Source organism: Mesorhizobium sp. Mes31 (genome assembly GCF_024519675.1).
Lineage (GTDB): Bacteria > Pseudomonadota > Alphaproteobacteria > Rhizobiales > Rhizobiaceae > Mesorhizobium.
In genome coordinates, this window is sequence record NZ_JALJRL010000004.1 from 1 (window position 1) to 21,078 (window position 21,078).

Sequence of the window (21,078 nt, forward strand, 5' to 3'; positions counted from 1 at the left end):
AAGAACTACTTCGAAAACGCCGGGTACGCTTCCGTCAAAACATGAAACGCTCTAGCTGGAATTTTCGGCTGATCGAGATTGAAGTCCGCGGGCCGCGACCGCCATCCGGTGTTCTTCACGGTCATTCCTGGGGCCAGCAGCGGGAGCGGAACGGGGCTGGAAGTCGACTTTTGAGCGGGGTTACGAGCCGTTACCTTACGTCAGGGCTCACGACACCATGCTGCAACACTGGTCCGGCATCTTCTTTGCGTCAGCTACATTTGAGTGGGCAACGGAGCCGAAACCATGCATCGAAACGACGCAGAACTGTGTGCGCGGGCGAGCGCACGGGGTATCAGGATCTACCAACGTTCAAAAACGGTGTGGATTGCGGAGGGGAGTTATAAAGGCCGCAACTTTGAGGTGAAAGGACGCACTCCGAGACCTACGCTCGTATTGTGGAAGGAAGCCACCCGATACAGAGGTTCAGCAATATAGGTCTGGCACGCGGCCTGGCCTCTTCCTTCAGTGAATCCATTTTCGCAAAGATGGCCCCAAGTCGACCGTTCGTTCGATCGAGATGAGGCAATTTCTGCCCAGACCTGACGGGCGGCACCCCAGTACAAGGAGAGATTTACCGACTATGCGGCAGTCGCGTTCGCGGAAACGGCACGATCGTCAACAATGGCGCCTTCTGGAATTCTGCGGCTGCTATTTCTTCAATCATCACGTCAAGCCTCGCACAGACGCTCCGGCTCGTTTCGTCTTGGCCGCATAGGCGGTTTTGTGCGCACTCCAAAAGCTCTCGCGCTATAGCGAAATCGCTTTGCATGGCAACACCACGGGTTAGCACGGCACGCGTATCGTCACCCCACTTAGTTGCGCCATTGCTAATATAAATATCGGCAATTTATGGATTGTTTGAAAGACTCGGCGAGCATCATGAAAGATGGTAGACGCAGATTCCGATCTGGCGCATCGCGCCAACGAGCCCCTGCCGCCCCGTGTGCGCCATTCATGCGCCACCGAATCCCCGCCAACGCCAAGGGATTCTCAGGAAACGTCGGCAGTTGCGGTAAATCATCATGGTGCGTGAAATAACGCCGAATTTACTACTAACTCATTGATTTTATTGGTGAGCGCGATGGGATTCGAACCCATGACCTACTGATTAAAAGTCCGTTTTGGCCGCAATTTCTAAGCATCTGCTTTCATTACCAAATTGTGAGTTTCCTGCCGCAAGCCATTGTTTCTCAAATGCCATCCTTTGACACGGTCTGCCAAAGAATGTCATTTTCTGCACTCCGTTCGCCGCCTTGCTGACGGACACAGTGCGGACACGGGAGAAATGAGCCATGGCAGAAAAGCTTTCCGAAACGATTGTAAAGGCCCTGGCAGCGCCAGCCAAAGGCAGCAAGATTTTCTACGATAGCGAGGTAAAAGGTTTCGGCGCGCGCCTCACTGCCGCAGGCCACAAATCCTTCATTCTCAACTATCGAACCCGCAAAGGTCGCGAGCGCCGCATTACGATCGGTTCTTGGCCGGATTGGAAAACAGACGCCGCCCGGCAAGAGGCGAAGGAGCTAAAAAGGCGTGTCGACAGCGGCGCCGATCCAATGGCAGAGGTCGACGCCGATCGGGCGTCGAAGACGGTTGCTGATATGTGCGACCGCTTCCGCGACGAGTATCTGCCCGACACCGTCGAAGGTGCGAAACTTGGCAAGGCGGAAACAAAGCTTCGGCCGGCGACACAACGCGACTATGCGGCGTTGATCCGTCGCGAGATCAGGCCTGCCTTTAAGCATCACGCCGTCGCGGATCTCACGTTTTCCGATATTGATGCGCTTCACCGGAAGATTTCAAAGCGCGGAGCGACATACCTCGCAAATCGAACCGTCGCGTTGATGTCGCGGATGCTCAACCTGAGTATCAAGTGGGGATGGCGGGCCGACAATCCCGCAAAGGGAATTGATCGAAATCAGGAACAAAAGCGGCATCGATATCTGTCCCCGGCAGAGCTGGTGAAGCTGACCAAGGCCCTTTTAGAAATCGACGACCAGCAAGCGGCGAATATCGTCCGGCTGCTGCTCCTGACCGGCGCGCGGCGCGGTGAAGTCATGGCGATGCGATGGGAGCAGCTAGACTTAAGCGAGGGCGTCTGGACAAAGCCGGGAAGCACTACGAAGCAAAAGACCTTGCATCGCGTCCCCTTGTCGGCCCCTGCCCGCCAGCTTCTGTCGGATTTACGGGAAAAGGCGAGCGACGACGCAGAGTATGTGTTCCCCGGCCGCGGAAGCCCCCACAGGATCGAGATCAAAGGCCCGTGGCACGATCTGTGCCGCGCGGCGGGTCTCGTGATGCCGGTCACCCTGACCGACGTCAAAGGCCGCGAGCGGGTCGTTCTAGAGCCTTCGGCGAGGGTCCATGATCTCAGGCACACTTATGCCAGCGTCTTGGTGTCGGCAGGCTTGTCCCTGCCGATCATCGGTGCGCTGCTAGGCCACTCCCAGCCGGCCACCACGCACCGCTACGCGCACCTCATGGACGATCCGTTGCGGCAGGCCACCGAAAGGGCTGGTGCGATCGTGACCGCCAAAGGTGGCGGCGCTCAAATCGTTCAGTTGGATGGCGAGGCCCGCCATGGTTGACCTCGCCACGATTGATTGGAAAGAGCCGGAGGAGGCCAAGCAAGAGCGCCAGCGACGCCTTGAAGCCATTCTGTCCGGCCGCCATCCTGAAACCGGCAATTTGCTCGAGCGGGATGATTTGCCGAGCTTCAAGCGGACGGCCGAGAGCATGGCCGCAGAGCATGGTTTCGCGCGAATTGAGCAAATTCCCGACCTGCTCGAAGCCATGGCGGTTGAGTTTCAGAGAGATCGGCCGCTGGTGCCTTGGGAAGCCATTCAGTTGGCCCGGGATTTTGATCTGCCTCTGCCGGCCTGGCTGATGCAATACTTGTTCGCTGTATCAGATCGATTGGTCGGCATTGCCGATAACCCTGGCAAGCGAAAGAAAGGCTTTCGACAGGTCGAAGCTGCCGGAGAGGCGCTTGGATTCGGTGGCGCGGGACGTGCTTTCGATATCCGCAAGAACGCCGCTTTTGACGAAGAAATCTGCGGGCGTGTCCAGCGATACGTGGATGCTGGCGACAAGGAGTCGAACGCTTGGAAGTATGTAGCTGCAGACCTCAAAAGTGAAGGCCGCAAGCCCAACAGCGCCTCGACCGTCGCTGCGTCATGGCGGGCGGTGAACCCAGATCGGTCCGATTCTTGACCAGCGAAATGCGCATTTTCCGAAACCGGGACTTTTGGACTCCACGCCGATAGCGTGAATATTCATCTGCTGTCACCAAACCACCAAGGAACGACAGCACATGTCACAGCTACTGGACGACTATCGAACCCGCCCTGCCCTCGCTGCAGAACTCGGAGTTAGCGAACGGACGTTGATCCGTTGGCAGCATGAGCCAAACGGACTGCCATATGTCGAGCTTGGCGGTCGCATTCTCTATCGACTGGCCTCCGTGCGCGCCTGGATTGAGAGCAAGGAACGCAGGCCAAATCCCCGCCGAAAGGTCGCGTGAGGGCAGCCTGAGACCCAGCACCATGAAAACATACAGTGGCCCGCCGCCTGGCGCGGCTGGGCGCAAGGCGCGCAAAACCGGCGTTCATACCGTTGGCAACGTCGTGGTTGCCGAAAGCTCGCGGAGTCAAAAACAGCCGTACAATCGCGCGCTGCATCGGATGCGTGAGATCGAGGCCCTGGTTGAGTTGAGGTTTGGAAAGACGCTTCCCGAGCGAGTGGACCACACACCGTACCTTTCAGCGATCGGCTATTGCGCCAATGTGATGGATGAAGGCAACGCGTTGGGAGAGGTTCTGCACGGCTGGTGCGCGCGATTTGCTCCCCATCTGCTTGTCGCATTCGACGATGTTTTGGAGCCGATCCGGCGCCAGATCGAGGGCCGGCGGTTTGGCCTAAGCGTCGAGGATGCAGGACGAATCGTCGGTCTCACATGGATTGAGCGGAGCTCGCTGTCGATAAAGACGATGGATGCATCCGATATCTCGAAAGCAGAGCAGAAGGCACTCGTTGCCGCCCACCGTAGGGAGGAAAACAAGCGCCGAAAATCTGAGGAACGTCGCCTCGCCAAGTCGAAAGATCGTGCCACATGGCTGGCCGAGCATAGAACCGAAAAGGATGAGCCATGGGTGGCTTTGGGGATCTCGCGATCTACATATTTCGAGCGCAAAAGGAGAAACTGGACAGGTCCGGCGCACGTCGCGCATGACGGCCCTCGGACAGGTCCGGCGCAAGACACTCGGACAGGTCCGGCTCTTACTAGGACTCCTGTCGGGAATGTAGCCGCACCTGTCCAGACCGAGCAATCAGCCGACGCCTTGGAGGGTGTAGAAGGGTGTTTGATACCGGGCACGGGCGCGAGCCCGATGACCGGGGTCCCGCAAACGTCCAATGAAACCGTGTGCCCCGCATCCTTTCGCAAAATCGCGCCTGGTGACCCGGCGCGAACTCACGATGCTGACAGCGCGGCAGACGACCGGCTTAGGCGCCGGTCTCGAGGCAGCTCGAGCTAACGACCGAGGATCAAGATCATGCCGAACGACCAGACTTCGATGTTTTCATATTTCGACGCAGCGTCGATTGAGTGGTTCCCGATCGCTCGTCGGCAACATGTCATCCGCGGCGTCGCGGCCCGTCTACTGGGGATCGATGAACCCGACGCGCGCTTGGCACCATGGCGTCGCGAGCGCGAGAAGCTTGCGGCGGAAATGCAAGCGCTGGGGCTCGCCCCGGCGAGGATTGAATCCGAACTGAAAGCGTTCTTCGACGCCGTCGACTACGAAATGCGACGACCTTCGGCAGGCCAGGCGTCCGGCAGCTCCGGCGAGGGCGCGGCATGATGACAATGTTGGGCGGGGGATTCCGGCGCCGCCGTCCACAGGCTGAAATTCCATGTTCTGATTGATAATCAGTTTGGAGGGCCTACCAAACCCTTGCAGACGTGGCGTATTAGCATGCCTGGGGGACTTTTTGTCCGCACTGTATCCGTAGCTCGGCCACTCCGGAACGCGCTTCGGCTACAAATCCATGCGGATGACGATCCCGTCCGGAAGGTAGTATCCGTTGAAGCGATTTCCGGAGAATTGGGCAACCCCTATTCCGGGCATCTTCAACGCTCGCCCCATTCCCTTAATGGCAGGATGATCAGCTTTGATGAATTCGGTAGCCCCGACATCCAGTCCGTGCATTTCTGGATAATTCTTTGTGATGGTCTCGGCAACGATGCGATAAAATTCTCTTTTGTCGCTGATCGCCTTGTCCGGCACGATCCACAATCGCCAAGTGTCAGTGTCGGGTTGGTGCACCCACATCACCGCGCGGGGCCGCGCCTTCGTGGCGTCCAGACGCCGCGTAAGCGCTTGGGCTTGATTCACCAATACTGTCTGATCCATGGAAGGACTCCGTCCGCCGCGTGTGAAATGGCCTCTACCAGCTGCTGCGCCGACATCGCATCGGTATTCTGATATCGAGAATCTGGTGACCACTCTAACGCGATAGCCCAGTTTGCGGCGAACGCCGGGTTCGCGTCCTGTTGAGTTCGCAGGTCTTCTCTGAGACCTGCAAGGCCGATCAATCTCATAGTCTCATGCGTGAGGACGTCTTTAAGAATAGACTTGTCGGGGATGGTGTCTGCCGAAATCTGACGTGCGACGCATGCCTTCAGTCCTAGTTCCACGCTATAGCCAGCGAGATAATAGGCGTTTGACCACCTGTGGTTAGCCAGCAGCAACGCCGCGTCATCTAGCTTCGCGTTGGCAAAAGCCTGGAGATCAACTCGCCGCACCCGCAGATCCTCCCCTTTTCGACCACCACACCACCAATTCGCGCGCCAGGCAACGTGCTCGCGGTGGCTGGTCCCTGCTGCGATTCCCGCAATTTCACCGAAAAACCAATTATTCGCGCATTTTCTTGAACCGAAAGGACGACCTCCAAACGAGCATTCGAACGCTTTTCGCCTCGCATTTCGACGGAACTGCCCCACACTTTCGCAGCATTCGAATCTGAGTGACCGAGTCAGGTGCAAAGTATGGCCCGTAATCAGCCCAAAAAGGCCAAGGGTAGACTAGAAATCCAAGCCGAAAGCCCGGCCTTCAACAGGCCGGCCTTGCGCGGCGTCGATCGACGCACTGCCGGCGGCCGGCGATACGCCGAGATTCTCGACAGCATTCTCGCAGCTATCGGCGGCACGGTCCGCGACGAACAAATGATCTTGGCACGGCGAGCCGCCAGCATAGCGCTGGTATGCGAAAGCGAGGATGCCCGACTGGCGAACGGCGAGGTTATCGATGGCACCGCGTACGTGACGCTCGCAAATGCCCTTTCTCGCCTTTTCGAAAGCCTTGGGATCGATAGCGCCAGGCCGCCGTCGGACCGGCCGGAAAGGGTTCCTCCCTTGCGGATATTTGGATGAATCTATCGCCGCCAGCCCGTTGCTGGCGGGCCGGCGGTGCGCGCCCTGGCCACAATGAGGCCTCCTGATGGCCAGGGCGCAACGTTCTCGTAGGAGGCTGTGTTCGGAGTGAAGCCATGGCCGCATTGTCGCCGAGTCTCGATCCCGCGAACGTCGAGCGCTATCGAAAAAAGGATCCTCGAGCTGGCACTGTCGAGCCGGATCCAGAGCTCGATGGCCTGGCCGCCGCACTCGGCGCGGCCCAGTCAGCAGCGACCGAGATCGAGCAACTGGCCAGGACGATCACGGCCGACAAAACCCGAACCGCACAAGATAACGCTGTCAGGGTGCGCACTGTCGCGACGACGATCGGGCAACGCGGCGTCGCTCGGCTCGATTCGGCGCTGGAGAGGACTCGAGCGGAGGTCGCTCGGCTGACGGCGTCGACATGGGCGCCGGCTCAGCCAAGAAACGCGATCGAGGAAGCTCGCGCCAGTGAACTGCGAGCCGTTTTGCGCCAGATGGATGACAAGTCCCGCGCGACGGCGATAGGCGGGCGCCTGGCGGCCGGCGATGAGGCATTTTTGTCCGCCGTGCTCAATGCGGACTCTTTGCTAACAGGGTTGAGTGCGACCGAACTTGAGTCCGTGCGCCATCGTTGGCGTCGCCAGAAGTATCCGGTCGAGATCGATCGGATCACACGTTTGCAAAAGGCCGCCGAAGCAAGCCAGCGCGCAGGCTTGGCATTCGTCGGGATTGTGACCACCCACACCGAGTCACCAACTGCGAGGCTCGCCGACGCGGCTGCGCAGCGCGCCACGGAAGCGGTCGCGATCGCCATCGCCGCCGGCAACCAAAGCTGAACGAGGAGTGGCCCAATGCCCGACGATGATTTTGACTTTGCCGCCACGCTGGCGACGCTGGACGGCGTGCCGGCCGATCTCCACGACTGCTACCGGCCAGATGCCGGCGGCTTCGTCCTGACCCGAGCGGCGGCACGCGCCTATGGCGCACACAAGGCCGAGGTCGCCGCGCTCGAGGCGGCCCATGCCGCGGCCATGGTGGAGGCCACTAGGGCCGCCGCTCGGCAGAATGAGCAGCTGCACGATCTGCTGGCCAGAAGCGCCCTCGGCAACGCCCTCGACGCCGCCGGCATGTCAGCGCGCATGCAACCGGGCGCCGTCGCCGTGCTGATCAAGGATCTGGCGTTCGAGGTCGAGCCGGCTGACGACCGAAATGGCGAGCATGTCGTTCTCGTCCGCGACGGCTTCGGGCTCCGAAGCGTCAGCGCCGCGGTCCAGCAATGGTTGGCGACTGACGAAGGTACGGCCTACATGCCGGCGACGAAGGCGGCAGGCGAGTTCGCCCGAATGATCGCCGATCTGAAAAAGCAGCCGTAGCCAATGCCGGCCGTCACCGCCAACGTTTTGCGACTCGACGCGGTCCGCCCGAGCGACTGGCGCCGGGCGGCTCGGATCGCCTTCCAAGGCGATCCCGATGCGATCAAGGTGTGCCAATTCCTGGCCAGCCACTACAACGCCAAGATCCGCCTGTCAGTGCCATCGTCAGCGACGGCAATCGGCATCGCGACGGGGTTGTCCCACCGGCTCGTGTGCAAGATCCTGGCAAGGCTGGAGCGCGCCGGGGCTATAACCCAGCTTGAGTTCGCCGATCCTCCCGTCGCCATCCGGCGGCTATGCCCGCCAGGGCAAGGCGCGGTTCAGGTTGCTCGCCTGATCACAAACTGGGCGGCCGGCGTGCTGAATCAGCCGCGGGAAGTCCGGACATAGCGCGGACACGCTTGCTCCAATGACAGCCGGCGATTCAGTTAAACTGTTGGCAGAATTGGTCTTTGTTGCGCGTCCAACGCGTGACACCAACTGACTATTGATCAGAGGCAGGCTCGCTCATCGAAGAGAAGTCGCCGCCACCTTGCCGAGACCCCTACGCTGAGGAATATTGTCCCAATATTGTACTCTGCGTACCCAAAGCGGGCTGTGGTAGATGATACCGCCGGTTCCGATGGGGTTTGCGAACCGATATGGCGCCCGCTCGCAAAGGTCTCTGCAAATGCACGTCCTCGTGGACGAAACTGAAATTGCCGGGAAGGACATCTTCGCTTTTGCGGCGGTCGCTACGACCGAAAACGACTGGTACCTATTCTGCGAACGATGGACGAAAGAGCTAAGAGCAATCGGACTGGATTATCTCCACTGCAAGGAGCACTTCACCGGGGAGAAAAGAAACTTCGACAAGATCGCTAAATTTTCGAAGGTAATCAGCGAGTGCACCCAAGGCGTAACCGTTATCTCCGTCGACAAAAGAGCCTACTTGGACATCGGTCAAAACCACCCGCGACGCATTAACTTCAAGGAGTTCGCCTTTGGCCGGCTTATCGCCCGCGTTATGGACGCGATGGAAAAGTCGAAGATACCCTTCGTCAGCTTTTTGTGCGATGACGACCAGAACGGCGCGCAAGCGCTCTATCGAGTCTGGTCAGATATACGGAAAAAGCATCCTGGCATCCGAGAGCGGGCTGTATCTATCGCCTTTGCGGACGACAAATTTGCCATACCGCTTCAAGCCGCTGATTTAATCGCGTGGCTCTTCAACTACGAAATGCAACGAGAAAAACCTTGGACCGAAGGAAGCCCAATTAGACACGCTTGGCCGAAAGGTGCCGACGGTCAGCCGAACTTCAATTCAGAGCATTGGGATAGGACTTCAATAGAGCGCTTCAGCGCAACTATTTTTTCGCGTGAGACTTTGGGCGACTACCCAACATAGTCCAAATAGCCCGATCAAAGCCGGCCCCACTCTCACCTGCCTCAAGTTTCCGAGCGGCTTGCTTGAACCGCTTGGATTGCTCTTTCTGACTAAGCTTTCCAGCCGCTACCTCAGGGTGGCGGGCCTGTTCTATTTCACCGGCGCCCACATCCCTCCAGTGAAGCTATCGGAGTCGGCGATCTGCAGGATTTGCGGAGGGTCCTTGTTGTATCTTACGCCGAACCAGCCTTCATATTCGACGCGGATGGGGAACTCCGCCATCGGCTTCCAAAAGCTTTGCCGCGGATCCCTATGCGTCATGCCAAATGAGCACGATGTCCGATCACCATTCTGGAGCAGGGGGATTGAAGTTGACGGATCGAAACAGGCGAGCCAGGCCTTTCTGCCAGCCTCGTCGGCTCCTTCTCCTAAAGCACCTTTGAGAGCTGCCGGGTCGTACGGTATGAGCCTGACGTTCTTAGCCGGAATTGAACCCGAGTTCAGCACAATGAGATTGTAGGCGATCCCATTGTTCCCGCCGCTGTGAGTTTTGACCGCCGCCGTTACGATCGGGCGAAACTGCCGTCGCCAAAAGAAGATAGAAAAGCCTAGAGCGACTGCTGAGACAACGAGTGCGACAATTGCGACTATGAGTTCAGGCGTCATGCTCGGTTCCCTCTATGTGATTACGAACAGTCGCAGGAAACCTGTGGAAAGCAACGGTTGCGACTGGCGATGACTCGGCGCCCTGCCCCAATTTGCGGACACTGAGCGGACACAAATTTACCGACACAGAGATTGTCTCTCTGACCTTCAACATCTTATTGATTTTATTGGGATTTTGGTGAGCGCGATGGGATTCGAACCCATGACCTACTGATTAAAAGTCAGTTGCTCTACCGGCTGAGCTACGCGCTCCCGCGGGCGCGAAAGGCTGCCCTCGAAATTGCGCGGAACATAGGGAGAGTGCCTCGGCCGGTCAACCGGAAAAAGAGCGCTGGCAAGCCAGGCTTTCCCAGCACTGTCACCGTGCCTGACCGGCCGCTTCAATCAGGAGAGAAACGGCCTTGGCAAAGCCATTGTACGCCCCTCGCCTACGCTGCGCACGGGCTGGAGAAACATTACAAATCAGTAACTTGGCATTTGGCGAGGAACCTTCCCCCGCATCGCCCGTTGTCTCGTCACAAGGGACGTCAATCACCCCTTCGAAGGAGAAGACAATGAACAAGATCGTATCGGGTATACTGGCGACCTCCCTGTCAGTTTCGTTCGCCGCGGCCGCCATGCCGGCCAATGCAGCGCAGATGTTCGTGCCGCAACCTGCATCGGCTTCGAGCGATGTGCAGACCGTTGACTACAAGCCATGGATGAAGAATCACCGCAATCGCAATTTCAGCGGCAATCGGACCTTTTCGCGAAACAGCGGCAACAGCGTCTACTGGAACGGTCATCGCGGCTATCGCGAATACCATCGGGGCTATCGTCGCCATGGCGACAACTGGTTCCCGCTGGCTGCTTTCGCCACCGGTGCCCTGATCACCGGCGCCATCATCAACAGCGAGAACAATCGCGTCTATGAAGGCAACGCGCATGTCCAGTGGTGCTACGACCACTATCGCAGCTACCGCTCTTCGGACAACACCTTCCAGCCGAACTACGGCCCTCGCCGGGAGTGCCGCTCCCCCTACTGATCCAGGGATAGGCATCGATGCTGACGAGTGTTGAATAGAAGCCCGCGCCGGTAACGGCGCGGGCTTTTTGATCGACTGGTCAGAAGACGAACAGTTTGCCCCTCAGCTTGCCCAGTTGATGCTCTTGAACATTAGATAAAGGCCCCCGCCTTCGCTGCTGGGGCAACGATAAACCCCCAACCCGTTGCAGATTCGAGACATCACTGCACTGAGTTCCCAACCAAGCACTTCCAGCTGATTGTCCGCATCGGTCACATAGGGCTGGGCCAGTTCGTCAACGCCATTCATCTCTCCGAAGGATCGAACCTGCTTCGCGTCGCTAAGGAGCTCGCTGGGCAGGTTTGAATTTGCCCAAGCCCAGAGCCAGTTACTCGCCTTGGCACTCGTGGAACCGGCAATCTGAATCTCGGTGACGACCTTGACGACCCCGTCCTGCGAGAACAAAAGCGTTCCGGCCGTCAGATCGTAGTCATAGCGCGACCAAGTGCCGATCCGAAACTCCTTTTCTAGGCGTGCATTCTTGACATTCAGCTGTTCGATAGCCTCGTCGCGCCAAGCAGGATACCAGTCCAACTTCATTCCCTCCGCCCCAGAACTACCATCCGATGGGTGCTTACTGTGTGCTCAGCGTCCTGCGCACGGCATCGCGCCAACCCGCCACTTTGGCGGAACGCGTCGAAGCATCCATGTCCGGCTGGAACCGTCGCTCCAGCGCCCAGCTTTTCGTGAACTCCCTGGCCTTTGGCCAAACGCCGGCTCTCGAACCGGCCAGCCATGCGGCACCGAGCGCTGTCGTCTCCAGAATGGTCGGGCGGTCGACCGGCGCATCGAGGATGTCGGCCAGTCGCTGCATGGTCCAGTCCGATGCCACCATGCCGCCATCGACCCGAAGCACGGTCTTGGCCGAGGCCCCCTTCCAGTCCTTGCGCATGGCGTCGAGCAGGTCGCGCGTCTGATAGGCCACGGCTTCCAGGGCGGCGCGAGCAAACTCCGCCGGTCCGGAATTGCGGGTCAGCCCAAAAATGGCGCCGCGGGCTTCGGCGTCCCAGTGCGGTGCGCCGAGCCCGACAAAGGCCGGCACCAGATAGACGTTTTGCGTCGGATCGGCCTCGGCCGCCAACTTGCCGCTCTGCTCGGCCTTGCCGATCACCTTGATGCCGTCTCGCAACCACTGCACCGCAGCACCGGCGATGAAGATCGAGCCTTCCAGCGCATAGGTCGTCTTGCCGTTCAGCCGGTAGGCGATGGTCGTCAGCAGCCGGTTCTTCGAGCGCACCAGGTCGGCACCGGTGTTGAGCAGCGCAAAACAGCCGGTGCCATAGGTGGACTTCATCATGCCCGGCTCAAAGCAGGCCTGGCCGATGGTCGCGGCATGCTGGTCACCGGCGACGCCGAGAATTCTTATTTCGGCACCAAAGAGGTTTTTCTCCGTGATTCCATAATCATCGGCGCAGTCTTTGACCTCCGGCAGCATTTTGGCCGGAATGTTGAGGATGGCCAGGAGCTCGTCGTCCCAGGCATTCTCTGCGATGTTGTAGACCAGCGTGCGCGAGGCGTTGGTGGCGTCCGTGGCGTGAACCTTGCCACCGGTCAGCCGCCAGATCAAAAAGCTGTCGATGGTGCCAGCCAGCAGTTCGCCTCTCTCGGCGCGTTTCCTCGCCCCCTTCACCTTGTCCAGCATCCACGCGATCTTGGTGCCGGAGAAATAGGGATCGAGCAGCAGGCCGGTTTTTTTCGTAAATGTCTTTTCCAGCCCCTGTTTCTTGAGCTTGTGGCACAGCGGCGCGGTGCGCCGATCCTGCCAGACGATGGCATTGTGGATCGGCTTGCCGGTCGCCCTGTCCCAGATGACGACGGTCTCGCGCTGATTGGTGATGCCTAGCGCCGCCATCTCGGAAGCATGCCGGCCGGCCTTCTTCAGTGCCGCCTTCACCGTCGCCACGACGCTCGCCCATATCTCTTCGGGATCGTGCTCGACCCAACCGGAAGCCGGATAGTGCTGGGTGAATTCCTTTTGTCCGCTGCCAACGACTTTCATCTGGCCGTCGAACAGGAGCGCCCGGGTCGATGTTGTTCCCTGGTCGATTGCCAGCACAAAACCGCTCATTCCCACGTCCTCCGCCCTCACACAACCAGGGGAGACGGCAACATGCCGCCTCCCCCAATTTCACACGGGCGCGAACGCCCGCATAGACAGTCCTATTTCTGCCAGCTCTTCACCAGCTCATCATAATTGATGGTGATCGGCTTTTCCTTCTCGTTCTCGATCTTCAGCTGAGGCGCGAGATTGCCTTTCTTGACCGCGTCTGAGTTCCAGTAGGCGAGATCATGCTCTTCGGCCATCTTCGGGCCGATATCGCCCTGGACGCCCGATTTCTCGATGCGGCTCATGACCTTTTCCTGCTCGCCGCAGAGCGAGTCCATCGCTTCCTGCGCCGTCTTGGCACCCGACGACGCATCGCCGATCGCCTGCCACCAGAGCTGTGCCAGCTTCGGATAGTCAGGCACGTTGGTGCCGGTCGGCGACCACTGCACCCGCGCCGGCGAGCGGTAGAACTCGATCAGACCGCCGAGCTTGGGCGCACGTTCAGTGAAGCTCTTGTCGTGGATCGTGCTCTCGCGGATGAAGGTGAGGCCGACATGGCTCTTCTTCACGTCGACAGTCTTCGAGGTTACGAACTGCGCGTAGAGCCAGGCGGCCTTGGCGCGATCCGTCGGCGTCGACTTCATCAGCGTCCAGGAACCGACGTCCTGATAGCCGAGCTTCATGCCGTCCTTCCAGTAGACACCGTGCGGCGACGGAGCCATGCGCCATTTCGGCGTGCCGTCGTCGTTCAGCACCGCCTTGGCGCCCGCGTCGACCATCGAGGCGGTGAAGGCGGTGTACCAGAAGATCTGCTGGGCAACCGCGCCCTGCGCCGGGACCGGTCCCGATTCGGAGAAGGTCATGCCCTGGGCTTCCGCCGGAGCGTAGGCCTTCAGCCAGTCGAGGTACTTCTGAATCGAATAGACCGCGGCCGGACCATTGGTGTCGCCGCCGCGTGCCGTGCAGGAGCCGACCGGTCGCGAATTCTCGTCGACCTTGATGCCCCATTCATCGACAGGCAGGCCGTTCGGGATGCCCTTGTCGCCATTGCCGGCCATGGACAGCCAAGCATCGGTGAACCGCCAGCCGAGCGACGGGTCCTTCTTGCCGTAGTCCATGTGGCCATAGACCTTCTTGCCGTCGATCTCGCGGCCGGTGAAGAATTCGGCGATATCCTCATAGGCCGACCAGTTGACCGGAACGCCGAGGTCGTAGCCGTACTTGGCCTTGAAGTCCGCCTTGTTCTTCTCGTCGTTGAACCAGTCGTAACGGAACCAGTAGAGGTTCGCGAACTGCTGGTCGGGAAGCTGGTAGAGCTTCTTGTCCGGAGCCGTCGTGAACGAGGTGCCGATAAAATCCTTCAGGTCGAGGTTCGGATTGGTGACATCCTTGCCGTCGCCCGCCATCCAGTCGGTCAGGTTGCGCACCTGCTGGTAGCGCCAGTGAGTGCCGATCAGGTCAGAATCGTTGACCCAGCCGTCATAGAGATTCTGGCCGGTCTGCATCTGAGTCTGGATCTTCTCGACGACGTCGCCTTCCTGGATGACGTCATGCGTGATCTTGATGCCGGTGATGGCGGTAAAGGCCGGCGCCAGCACCTGCGATTCATACTGATGCGTGGCGATGGTTTCGGAGACGACCTTGATGTCCATGCCGGCGAACGGCTTGGCTGCGTCAATAAACCACTGCATTTCGGCTTCCTGGTCTGCGCGCGAAAGCGTCGAAAGCGGGCCTATCTCCTTGTCCAGAAAGGCTTTTGCTTCGTCCATCCCCGCGTAGGCATTGCCCGCGCCCAGCAATAGGACAAGGGCAGTCGTTGATGTTAAAAATTGCCGTCGCATGTGTTTCCTCCACTGTTTCAGGTTTCAAGTGCGATCTGGAGCGGCGGCCGGCACGCTGTCGCTCCAACAGTTTCCCCCTCTATACGTAGCGGAACACGCCTATGGCGTAGACTACGGAGAGAGCGAGAGCCCACCACAGGTTGGATCCGACAAGACCCAGCCAAGCGAGATGGATAAAGGCGCTGCCAAGCAGCGAGAGGAAAAGGCGGTCGCCGCGCGTCGTCTCGAAGCGCAGGATGCCGACGCGCGGATTGCCGCCCGGCGAGGCGTATTCCCACACCGCCATGCCGCACAGCAGCAGCAGAATGGTTGCGAAGAAGGCCGCCGTCGGCCACGTCCACGCCATCCAGGTGAGGTCGAAATTCATCAGTGCTTCTCCATCGCCGTTCGCTTCGTCAGGTGACCGCTTTCAGCGGCGCAAGCGACAAAATTCATAAGACCGGAGAGATGCATAAATGCGTGCCATGCGACGGTGTCGTCGTTTGAGCCTTTGACCTCTGCCCGCACGTCGTTGAGATCGTCGTACACGTCGCCCATCACCAAGGCAGGAGGGCTGAGGTCGAACGCGTCGGCGAAATAAACCTTCCAGTACTGACTTTGCTTCACGTCGATACAGTCGAAGCCTTGACCTTCGAGAAAATCAAACAAACCGATCGCGAGCTCGCGCAGTTCAGAGATTTTGATCGCTCCTTCCGCCATCACACCCTCCCCAGGGCGAAGCCCTTGGCGATGTAGTTGCGCACGAACCAGATGACCAGCGCGCCGGGGATCAAGGTCAGGACACCGGCGGCGGCGAGAAGGCCCCAATCCATGCCGGCGGCCGAAACCGTACGCGTCATTGTGGCGGCGATCGGCTTGGCATCGGTGGTCGTCAGCGTGCGCGCGATCAGCAATTCGACCCACGAGAACATGAAGCAGAAGAAGCAGGCGACGCCGATGCCGCTGGCGATCAGCGGCATGAAGATCCTGACGAAGAAGCGCGGGAATGAATAGCCGTCGATATAGGCGGTCTCGTCGATCTCCTTCGGCACGCCCGACATGAAGCCCTCGAGAATCCACACTGCCAGCGGCACGTTGAACAGGCAGTGCGCCAGTGCCACCGCGATATGCGTGTCGATCAGGCCGAAGGCGGAATAGAGCTGGAAGAACGGCAGCGCGAACACCGCCGGCGGCGCCATGCGGTTGGTCAGCAGCCAGAAGAACAGATGTTTGTCGCCAAGGAAGCGGTAGCGCGAGAAGGCGTAGGCCGCCGGCAATGCCGCCGCCACCGAAATCACCATGTTCATCACCACATAGGTGATCGAGTTGATGTAGCCCGAATACCAGGACGCATCGGTGAAGATGGTGACGTAATTGGCGATCGTCGGCGCGTGCGGGTAGAGCGTCAGCGACGAGACGATCTCCGCATTGGTCTTGAAGCTCATGTTAATGAGCCAGTAGATCGGCAGCAAAAGCACGATGATGTAGAGCGTCGGCACGATCCACCACCAGCGCGACTCCTCGCCGCGCCGCCGCATGCGCCTGTCGAGATCGCTATGCGACAGCGAACTGGCGAGACCTTCCGCGGCGGCCGATCCGTTCATCGCATTCCGCTCGGTCCGTTCATTGGCGCCGCCCATCTCAGCGCTCCGCGTCGTAGTTGGTCATCACGGTGTAGAACACCCATGACAACAGGAGGATGATGAGGAAGTAGACGAGCGACATGGCCGCGGCAGGACCGAGGTCGAACTGGCCAAGCGCCGTCTTGACGAGGTCGATCGACAGGAAGGTCGTCGAATTGCCCGGACCGCCGCCGGTGACGACGAAGGGTTCGGTGTAGATCATGAAACTGTCCATGAAGCGCAGCAGCACGGCGATCAGGAGAACGCGCTGCATCTTGGGCAACTGGATGTAGCGGAACACCGCCCAGCGCGAGGCACCGTCGATCTTGGCCGCCTGATAGAAGGCGTCGGGGATGGAGACCAGGCCGGCATAGCAGAGCAGCACGACGAGGCTGGTCCAGTGCCAGACATCCATGATGATGATGGTGACCCAGGCGTCGAACGGGTCCTGCACATAGTTGAAGTCGATGCCCAGCGCGTTGACGTAGTAGCCGAGGAGGCCAATGTCGTTGCGCCCGAACACCTGCCAGATGGTACCGACGACGTTCCACGGGATGAGCAGCGGCAGGGCCATCAGCACCAGGCAGACCGGTACGCCCCAGCCCTTCTTCGGCATGTTCAGCGCGATGAAGATGCCGAGCGGCACTTCGATGGCCAGGATGATGAAGGAGAAGATCAGGTTGCGGACCATCGCTTCCCAGAAGCGGCTCGAGGACAGCAGTTCCTCGAACCATTCGGTGCCGGCCCAGAAGAAGACGTTGTTGCCGAACGTGTCCTGCACCGAATAATTGACGACGGTCATCAGCGGGATGACGGCCGAGAACGCCACCAGCACCAGCACCGGCAGCACCAGGAACCAGGCCTTGTTGTTCCAGGTCTTGTCCATCTATGCCCCCATCTCGACACGCCAGGAATCGGCATAGATGTTGATGCCGGCCGGGTCGAACCGCACCTTCGGATCGGCGGGGACCGTCTCGTCCTCGCCGATGACGGCGGCGATGTCGCGGCCCTCCAGCTTGGCGCGCACCACCTTGTGGCGGCCGACATCTTCCACCTTGCTGATGGATACGGACATGCCATCGCGGCCAAGTCTTACATACTCGGGACGGATACCAAGCTCGATGGCTCCGCCGCCTGCCTTGGGTTCGCCCGGCAGTTCGATCCGTTGCGAGCCGAGGGTCGCCGTCTTGCCATCAATCGCCACCGGCATGACGTTCATGCCGGGAGAGCCGATGAAATAGCCGACAAAGGTGTGGCGCGGCCGCTCGAACAGTTCCGCCGGCGTGCCGATCTGGACGATGCCGCCATCAAACATCACCACGACCTGGTCGGCGAAGGTCAACGCCTCGGTCTGGTCGTGCGTGACATAGACCATGGTGTAGCCGAAGCGGCGGTGCAGCTGCTTCAGCTGCGAACGCAGCACCCACTTCATGTGCGGATCGATGACGGTCAGCGGCTCATCGAACAGGATGGCGTTGACGTCGGAGCGCACCAGTCCACGGCCGAGCGATATCTTCTGCTTCTGGTCTGCGGTCAGGCCCCTCGCCTTCTTCTTTGCCCAGGACGCCAGGTCGATCATCTCCAGCGTCTCGCGCACCTTGCGGTCGACGTCGGCTTCCGGCACGCCGCGGTTGCGCAGCGGGAAGGCCAGATTGTCGTAGAGGGTCATGGTGTCGTAGATGACGGGGAACTGGAACACCTGCGCGATGTTGCGCTCCTGCGTCGACAGATTGGTCACATCCCTGCCGTTGAACAGCAACTGGCCGTGCGAGGGATGAAGCAGGCCCGAAATGATGTTGAGCAGCGTGGTCTTGCCGCAGCCGGAAGGCCCGAGCAGCGCATAAGCGCCACCGTCCTCGAACGTATGATGCACTTCCCGCAAGGCGAAATCGGCATCCTTCCGCGGATTCGGCAGATAGGAATGGCGGATGTGATTGACGTCGATGCGCGCCATATCGCCCTCCTATGCCGCCAGCTTGGGTGCGGTCACGGCGCGACCGTGCTCGTCGAAAACCATGATGTGGCGCGGGTCGATGAACACCTCGACCACCTCATCGGTTTCGAAATCGCGAATGCCGTGGGTCAGCATGACCCAGCGGACGTCGGCGAAGTCGAGATGGATGAAACTCTCCGACCCGGTGATCTCGGTGATCGTCACCTTCGCCCGCACCGGCACGGCGGCGGCATTGGGCCGCTCAAGCGAAAGATGATGCGGCTGGAAGCCGACCGTGTAGTTGCCATCGGCGATGCCGACGAGCTCCGCTGGCACCGGCAGCTTGACGCCACCTTCCAGCAGGAAGTCGGCGCCCTTCTTGGCCAGCACGATGGTGTTGAGCGGCGGATCGGCAAAGGTCCTGGCCGTCACCAGATCGATCGGCCTGCGGAACACGTCGATGGTCGGTCCGAACTGGGTGATGCGGCCTTCCGACAACGTTGCCGTGTTGCCGCCGAGCAGCAGCGCCTCATGCGGCTCGGTCGTGGCGTAGACGAAGATGGTGCCGGCGGCGGCGAAAATCCTCGGCAGCTCCGCGCGCAGTTCCTCGCGCAATTTGTAGTCGAGATTGGCCAGCGGCTCGTCGAGCAGCACCAGGCTGGCATTCTTGACGATGGCACGGGCGAGCGCGGTGCGCTGCTGCTGGCCACCCGACAGATTGAGCGGCGTGCGGTCGAGATAGGGCGTCAGCTTGAGCAGCGCTGCAGCTTCGCGCACCTGGCTGTCGATCCTGGCCTGCTCGACGCCAGCCACCCGCAGCGGCGAGGCGATGTTCTCGTAGACGGTCATCGCCGGATAGTTGATGAACTGCTGGTAGACCATGGCGATCTTGCGCTTCTGCACCGGCACGCCGGTGACATTCTGGCCGTCGAACCAGACCGAACCGGAGGTCGGCACATCGAGACCCGCCATCAGCCGCATCAGGCTGGTCTTGCCGGATAGCGTCGGCCCGAGCAGAACGTTGAGCGAGCCGTGCTGAAGCGTCAGCGACACATCGCGGATATGCTCTGCCGCCCCGACCGTCTTGGTGACGTTTCTCAGTTCCAGCATGACGCCTCCTCCCAGGCCTTCCGCATCAGTTCCAAGCCCGCTTCATTCGGCGGCCACGACATGCCGCCGGCTTATTCCGCGCATGAATTCATCAAGCGCCGCCGCCTGCTCGCGGCCGAGATGCAGGCCGCGCTTGGTCCTGCGCCACAGCACATCCTCGGCCGTGACGGCCCATTCGTTTTCAACGAGATAACGCACCTCGGCTTCGTAGAGATCGGCGCCGAAGCTGCGGCCGAGATCGGCATTCGACCTGGCAAGGCCGAGCAGTGTCCGGGCGCGTGTCCCGTAAAGCCGGGTCAACCGCCGGGCCATGCGCGCATCCAGGAACGGATAGGCTGATTTCAGTTTTGCCACTTCGGCGTCGAAACCGGTCGCCGGAAAATCGCCACCCGGCAGCGGTGCATTTGCCGTCCATGGCTTGCCACGCTTGCCGAGGAAGCCCTCGATCTTCTCCAGCATTGATTCCGACAGCCGGCGATAGGTGGTGATCTTGCCGCCGAAGGCATTGACGATCGGAGCTGTGCCCTCGCCGCCATCGGACTTCAGCACGTAGTCGCGCGTTGCCTCCTGAGCCTTGGAGGCGCCGTCATCGTAGAGCGGACGGACGGCGGAATAGGTCCAGACGATGTCCGAGCGCTTGACCGGCTGCGCGAAATATTCGCTCGCCGCGGCACACAGATAATCGATCTCGGTCTCGCTGATCTTCACGTCGTGCGGATCGCCGGGGTAGTCCTGGTCGGTGGTGCCGATCAGCGTGAATTCGTCCTCGTAAGGAATGGCGAAGATGATGCGGCCATCCTTGTTCTGGAAGAAATAGGCGCGCGGATCGTCGAACTTCTTGCTGATGACGATGTGGCTGCCCTGCACGAGGCGGACATTGTGCACATCGTTCAGGCCGACGACGCCGGAAAGCACATGATCGACCCATGGCCCGGCGGCATTTACCAGCAGCCGTGCCTTGATCTCTTCGATCTCCCCGGTCTGCAGGTTCTCGATCTTGATTGTCCACACGCCGCCTTCGCGGCGCGCTCCAACCACCTTCGTGCGGGTTCGGATCGTTGCGCCACGATCGGCGGCATCCCGGGCATTGAGCGCCACCAGGCGCGCATCGTTGACCCAGCCATCCGAATACTCGAAGGCCTTCTTGAAAAGCGGTTTCAGCGGCTTGCCGGCCGGGTCCCTGGCCATATCCAGCGTCCTGGTCGCCGGCAGCAGTTTGCGCCCGCCAATGTGGTCGTAGAGAAAGAGACCGAGCCTGATCAGCCAGGCGGGCCGCAGGCCCTGTGCATAGGGCAGCACGAAACGCATCGGCCAGATGATATGTGGAGCGTTCTTCCACAAAACCTCGCGTTCCATCAGCGCCTCACGCACCAAACGAAACTCGTAGAACTCGAGATAGCGCAGGCCGCCATGGATCAGCTTGGTCGAGCCCGAGGACGTCCCGCTGGCCAGGTCGTTCATCTCGGCAAGAAAGACGGAAAAGCCACGTCCGACGGCATCGCGGGCAATGCCGCACCCATTGATGCCGCCACCTATGACGAAAATGTCACGGATCGGAGATGCGTCCACAAGTTCCTCCAACGATTTCGCATTGCACCA

Annotated in this window: 23 protein-coding genes and 1 tRNA gene; 11 read left to right on the plus strand and 13 right to left on the minus strand. The window is 60.1% G+C overall.

The annotated features are described in order from the left end of the window. Positions 1-1,334: 1,334 nt before the first annotated feature. The 5 genes from NR193_RS07810 to NR193_RS07825 all read left to right on the plus strand — a co-directional run bounded on the left by NR193_RS07810 (position 1,335) and on the right by NR193_RS07825 (position 4,901). On the plus strand, positions 1,335-2,627 hold the full coding sequence (locus NR193_RS07810) for a site-specific integrase (protein WP_256750305.1): 1,293 nt from the start codon (positions 1,335-1,337) through the stop codon (positions 2,625-2,627). After that, positions 2,620-3,252 carry a hypothetical protein gene (locus NR193_RS07815; RefSeq protein WP_256750306.1) on the plus strand — a complete coding sequence of 211 codons (633 nt, stop codon included), beginning with the start codon at positions 2,620-2,622 and terminating at the stop codon, positions 3,250-3,252. Before NR193_RS07810 ends, NR193_RS07815 begins: the two co-directional genes overlap by 8 nt. Before the next feature lie 64 nt (positions 3,253-3,316). After that, a complete protein-coding gene (locus NR193_RS33615) occupies positions 3,317-3,562 on the plus strand; it encodes a helix-turn-helix transcriptional regulator (RefSeq protein WP_375162694.1) in 246 nt (81 codons plus the stop codon). A gap of 22 nt (positions 3,563-3,584) precedes the next feature. Next, the gene (locus tag NR193_RS07820; protein WP_256750307.1) at positions 3,585-4,574 is read left to right on the plus strand and encodes a hypothetical protein; all 990 of its coding nucleotides are present in this window, start codon (positions 3,585-3,587) and stop codon (positions 4,572-4,574) included. A gap of 18 nt (positions 4,575-4,592) precedes the next feature. Beyond that, entirely contained in the window at positions 4,593-4,901 is a 309-nt protein-coding gene (locus NR193_RS07825; RefSeq protein ID WP_256750308.1) for a DUF6074 family protein, read from the plus strand. Between the two features lie 177 nt (positions 4,902-5,078). Here the strand turns inward: NR193_RS07825 and NR193_RS07830 are convergent, their stop codons facing one another. Further along, positions 5,079-5,453, minus strand: a complete 375-nt coding sequence (locus NR193_RS07830) for a hypothetical protein (RefSeq protein ID WP_256750309.1) — start codon at positions 5,451-5,453, stop codon at positions 5,079-5,081. 635 nt (positions 5,454-6,088) lie between these two features. Here NR193_RS07830 and NR193_RS07835 point away from each other — a divergent pair. The 5 genes from NR193_RS07835 to NR193_RS07855 all read left to right on the plus strand — a co-directional run bounded on the left by NR193_RS07835 (position 6,089) and on the right by NR193_RS07855 (position 9,238). Then, positions 6,089-6,472 (plus strand): hypothetical protein, encoded by a 384-nt coding sequence (locus tag NR193_RS07835; protein ID WP_256750310.1) that lies wholly within the window; start codon positions 6,089-6,091, stop codon positions 6,470-6,472. A 116-nt stretch (positions 6,473-6,588) separates the two neighbouring features. Next, positions 6,589-7,314: a hypothetical protein gene (locus NR193_RS07840; RefSeq protein ID WP_256750311.1), complete on the plus strand. Its 726-nt coding sequence runs from the start codon at positions 6,589-6,591 to the stop codon at positions 7,312-7,314. Between the two features lie 15 nt (positions 7,315-7,329). Continuing rightward, the gene (locus NR193_RS07845; protein ID WP_256750312.1) at positions 7,330-7,851 is read left to right on the plus strand and encodes a hypothetical protein; all 522 of its coding nucleotides are present in this window, start codon (positions 7,330-7,332) and stop codon (positions 7,849-7,851) included. A gap of 3 nt (positions 7,852-7,854) precedes the next feature. Next, entirely contained in the window at positions 7,855-8,241 is a 387-nt protein-coding gene (locus tag NR193_RS07850; protein WP_256750313.1) for a hypothetical protein, read from the plus strand. Between the two features lie 280 nt (positions 8,242-8,521). After that, the gene (locus NR193_RS07855) at positions 8,522-9,238 is read left to right on the plus strand and encodes a DUF3800 domain-containing protein (RefSeq protein ID WP_256750314.1); all 717 of its coding nucleotides are present in this window, start codon (positions 8,522-8,524) and stop codon (positions 9,236-9,238) included. Positions 9,239-9,367: 129 nt separating this feature from the next. Here the strand turns inward: NR193_RS07855 and NR193_RS07860 are convergent, their stop codons facing one another. Together NR193_RS07860 and NR193_RS07865 are read right to left on the minus strand one after the other, a co-directional pair. Beyond that, positions 9,368-9,883, minus strand: coding sequence for a hypothetical protein (locus NR193_RS07860; RefSeq protein WP_256750315.1), 516 nt, complete (start codon positions 9,881-9,883; stop codon positions 9,368-9,370). 176 nt (positions 9,884-10,059) lie between these two features. After that, positions 10,060-10,135: transfer RNA gene (locus tag NR193_RS07865), tRNA-Lys, on the minus strand. A gap of 302 nt (positions 10,136-10,437) precedes the next feature. On the opposite strand from NR193_RS07865, the gene NR193_RS07870 reads away from it, so the two are divergent. Beyond that, positions 10,438-10,908, plus strand: coding sequence for a BA14K family protein (locus NR193_RS07870; protein ID WP_256750316.1), 471 nt, complete (start codon positions 10,438-10,440; stop codon positions 10,906-10,908). 102 nt (positions 10,909-11,010) lie between these two features. Here the strand turns inward: NR193_RS07870 and NR193_RS07875 are convergent, their stop codons facing one another. The 10 genes from NR193_RS07875 to glpD all read right to left on the minus strand — a co-directional run bounded on the left by NR193_RS07875 (position 11,011) and on the right by glpD (position 21,048). Further along, positions 11,011-11,487 (minus strand): DUF6882 domain-containing protein, encoded by a 477-nt coding sequence (locus NR193_RS07875; RefSeq protein ID WP_256750317.1) that lies wholly within the window; start codon positions 11,485-11,487, stop codon positions 11,011-11,013. A gap of 34 nt (positions 11,488-11,521) precedes the next feature. Continuing rightward, positions 11,522-13,015: a glycerol kinase GlpK gene (gene glpK, locus NR193_RS07880; RefSeq protein WP_256750318.1), complete on the minus strand. Its 1,494-nt coding sequence runs from the start codon at positions 13,013-13,015 to the stop codon at positions 11,522-11,524. A gap of 92 nt (positions 13,016-13,107) precedes the next feature. Further along, positions 13,108-14,835, minus strand: coding sequence for an ABC transporter substrate-binding protein (locus NR193_RS07885; protein WP_256750319.1), 1,728 nt, complete (start codon positions 14,833-14,835; stop codon positions 13,108-13,110). A gap of 79 nt (positions 14,836-14,914) precedes the next feature. Continuing rightward, complete coding sequence (locus NR193_RS07890) at positions 14,915-15,202, minus strand: DUF2160 domain-containing protein (protein WP_256750320.1); 288 nt, start codon at positions 15,200-15,202, stop codon at positions 14,915-14,917. Next, on the minus strand, positions 15,202-15,534 hold the full coding sequence (locus NR193_RS07895; protein WP_256750321.1) for a hypothetical protein: 333 nt from the start codon (positions 15,532-15,534) through the stop codon (positions 15,202-15,204). The genes NR193_RS07890 and NR193_RS07895 overlap by 1 nt, the downstream gene beginning before the upstream one ends. Next, complete coding sequence (locus tag NR193_RS07900; protein WP_256750685.1) at positions 15,534-16,418, minus strand: carbohydrate ABC transporter permease; 885 nt, start codon at positions 16,416-16,418, stop codon at positions 15,534-15,536. The genes NR193_RS07895 and NR193_RS07900 overlap by 1 nt, the downstream gene beginning before the upstream one ends. A 37-nt stretch (positions 16,419-16,455) precedes the next feature. Continuing rightward, positions 16,456-17,322, minus strand: coding sequence for a carbohydrate ABC transporter permease (locus NR193_RS07905; RefSeq protein WP_256750322.1), 867 nt, complete (start codon positions 17,320-17,322; stop codon positions 16,456-16,458). Beyond that, positions 17,323-18,390, minus strand: a complete 1,068-nt coding sequence (locus NR193_RS07910) for an ABC transporter ATP-binding protein (protein ID WP_256750323.1) — start codon at positions 18,388-18,390, stop codon at positions 17,323-17,325. Positions 18,391-18,399: 9 nt separating this feature from the next. Next, positions 18,400-19,479, minus strand: coding sequence for an ABC transporter ATP-binding protein (locus NR193_RS07915; RefSeq protein WP_256750324.1), 1,080 nt, complete (start codon positions 19,477-19,479; stop codon positions 18,400-18,402). A gap of 42 nt (positions 19,480-19,521) precedes the next feature. After that, complete coding sequence (glpD, locus tag NR193_RS07920) at positions 19,522-21,048, minus strand: glycerol-3-phosphate dehydrogenase (protein WP_256750325.1); 1,527 nt, start codon at positions 21,046-21,048, stop codon at positions 19,522-19,524. Between the last annotated feature and the right edge of the window lie 30 nt (positions 21,049-21,078).

Coding starts and splice junctions, on each gene's coding strand:
- NR193_RS07875 (WP_256750317.1), bottom strand. CDS start 11,487: ATGAAGTTGGACTGGTATCCTGCTTGGCGCGACGAGGCTATCGAACAG.
- NR193_RS07820 (WP_256750307.1), top strand. CDS start 3,585: ATGAAAACATACAGTGGCCCGCCGCCTGGCGCGGCTGGGCGCAAGGCG.
- NR193_RS07830 (WP_256750309.1), bottom strand. CDS start 5,453: ATGGATCAGACAGTATTGGTGAATCAAGCCCAAGCGCTTACGCGGCGT.
- glpK (WP_256750318.1), bottom strand. CDS start 13,015: ATGAGCGGTTTTGTGCTGGCAATCGACCAGGGAACAACATCGACCCGG.
- NR193_RS07850 (WP_256750313.1), top strand. CDS start 7,855: ATGCCGGCCGTCACCGCCAACGTTTTGCGACTCGACGCGGTCCGCCCG.
- NR193_RS07900 (WP_256750685.1), bottom strand. CDS start 16,418: ATGAACGGATCGGCCGCCGCGGAAGGTCTCGCCAGTTCGCTGTCGCAT.
- NR193_RS07815 (WP_256750306.1), top strand. CDS start 2,620: ATGGTTGACCTCGCCACGATTGATTGGAAAGAGCCGGAGGAGGCCAAG.
- NR193_RS07905 (WP_256750322.1), bottom strand. CDS start 17,322: ATGGACAAGACCTGGAACAACAAGGCCTGGTTCCTGGTGCTGCCGGTG.
- NR193_RS07855 (WP_256750314.1), top strand. CDS start 8,522: ATGCACGTCCTCGTGGACGAAACTGAAATTGCCGGGAAGGACATCTTC.
- NR193_RS07810 (WP_256750305.1), top strand. CDS start 1,335: ATGGCAGAAAAGCTTTCCGAAACGATTGTAAAGGCCCTGGCAGCGCCA.
- NR193_RS07885 (WP_256750319.1), bottom strand. CDS start 14,835: ATGCGACGGCAATTTTTAACATCAACGACTGCCCTTGTCCTATTGCTG.
- NR193_RS07840 (WP_256750311.1), top strand. CDS start 6,589: ATGGCCGCATTGTCGCCGAGTCTCGATCCCGCGAACGTCGAGCGCTAT.
- NR193_RS07890 (WP_256750320.1), bottom strand. CDS start 15,202: ATGAATTTCGACCTCACCTGGATGGCGTGGACGTGGCCGACGGCGGCC.
- NR193_RS07825 (WP_256750308.1), top strand. CDS start 4,593: ATGCCGAACGACCAGACTTCGATGTTTTCATATTTCGACGCAGCGTCG.
- NR193_RS07835 (WP_256750310.1), top strand. CDS start 6,089: ATGGCCCGTAATCAGCCCAAAAAGGCCAAGGGTAGACTAGAAATCCAA.
- NR193_RS07915 (WP_256750324.1), bottom strand. CDS start 19,479: ATGCTGGAACTGAGAAACGTCACCAAGACGGTCGGGGCGGCAGAGCAT.
- NR193_RS07870 (WP_256750316.1), top strand. CDS start 10,438: ATGAACAAGATCGTATCGGGTATACTGGCGACCTCCCTGTCAGTTTCG.
- NR193_RS07910 (WP_256750323.1), bottom strand. CDS start 18,390: ATGGCGCGCATCGACGTCAATCACATCCGCCATTCCTATCTGCCGAAT.
- NR193_RS07845 (WP_256750312.1), top strand. CDS start 7,330: ATGCCCGACGATGATTTTGACTTTGCCGCCACGCTGGCGACGCTGGAC.
- NR193_RS07860 (WP_256750315.1), bottom strand. CDS start 9,883: ATGACGCCTGAACTCATAGTCGCAATTGTCGCACTCGTTGTCTCAGCA.
- NR193_RS07895 (WP_256750321.1), bottom strand. CDS start 15,534: ATGGCGGAAGGAGCGATCAAAATCTCTGAACTGCGCGAGCTCGCGATC.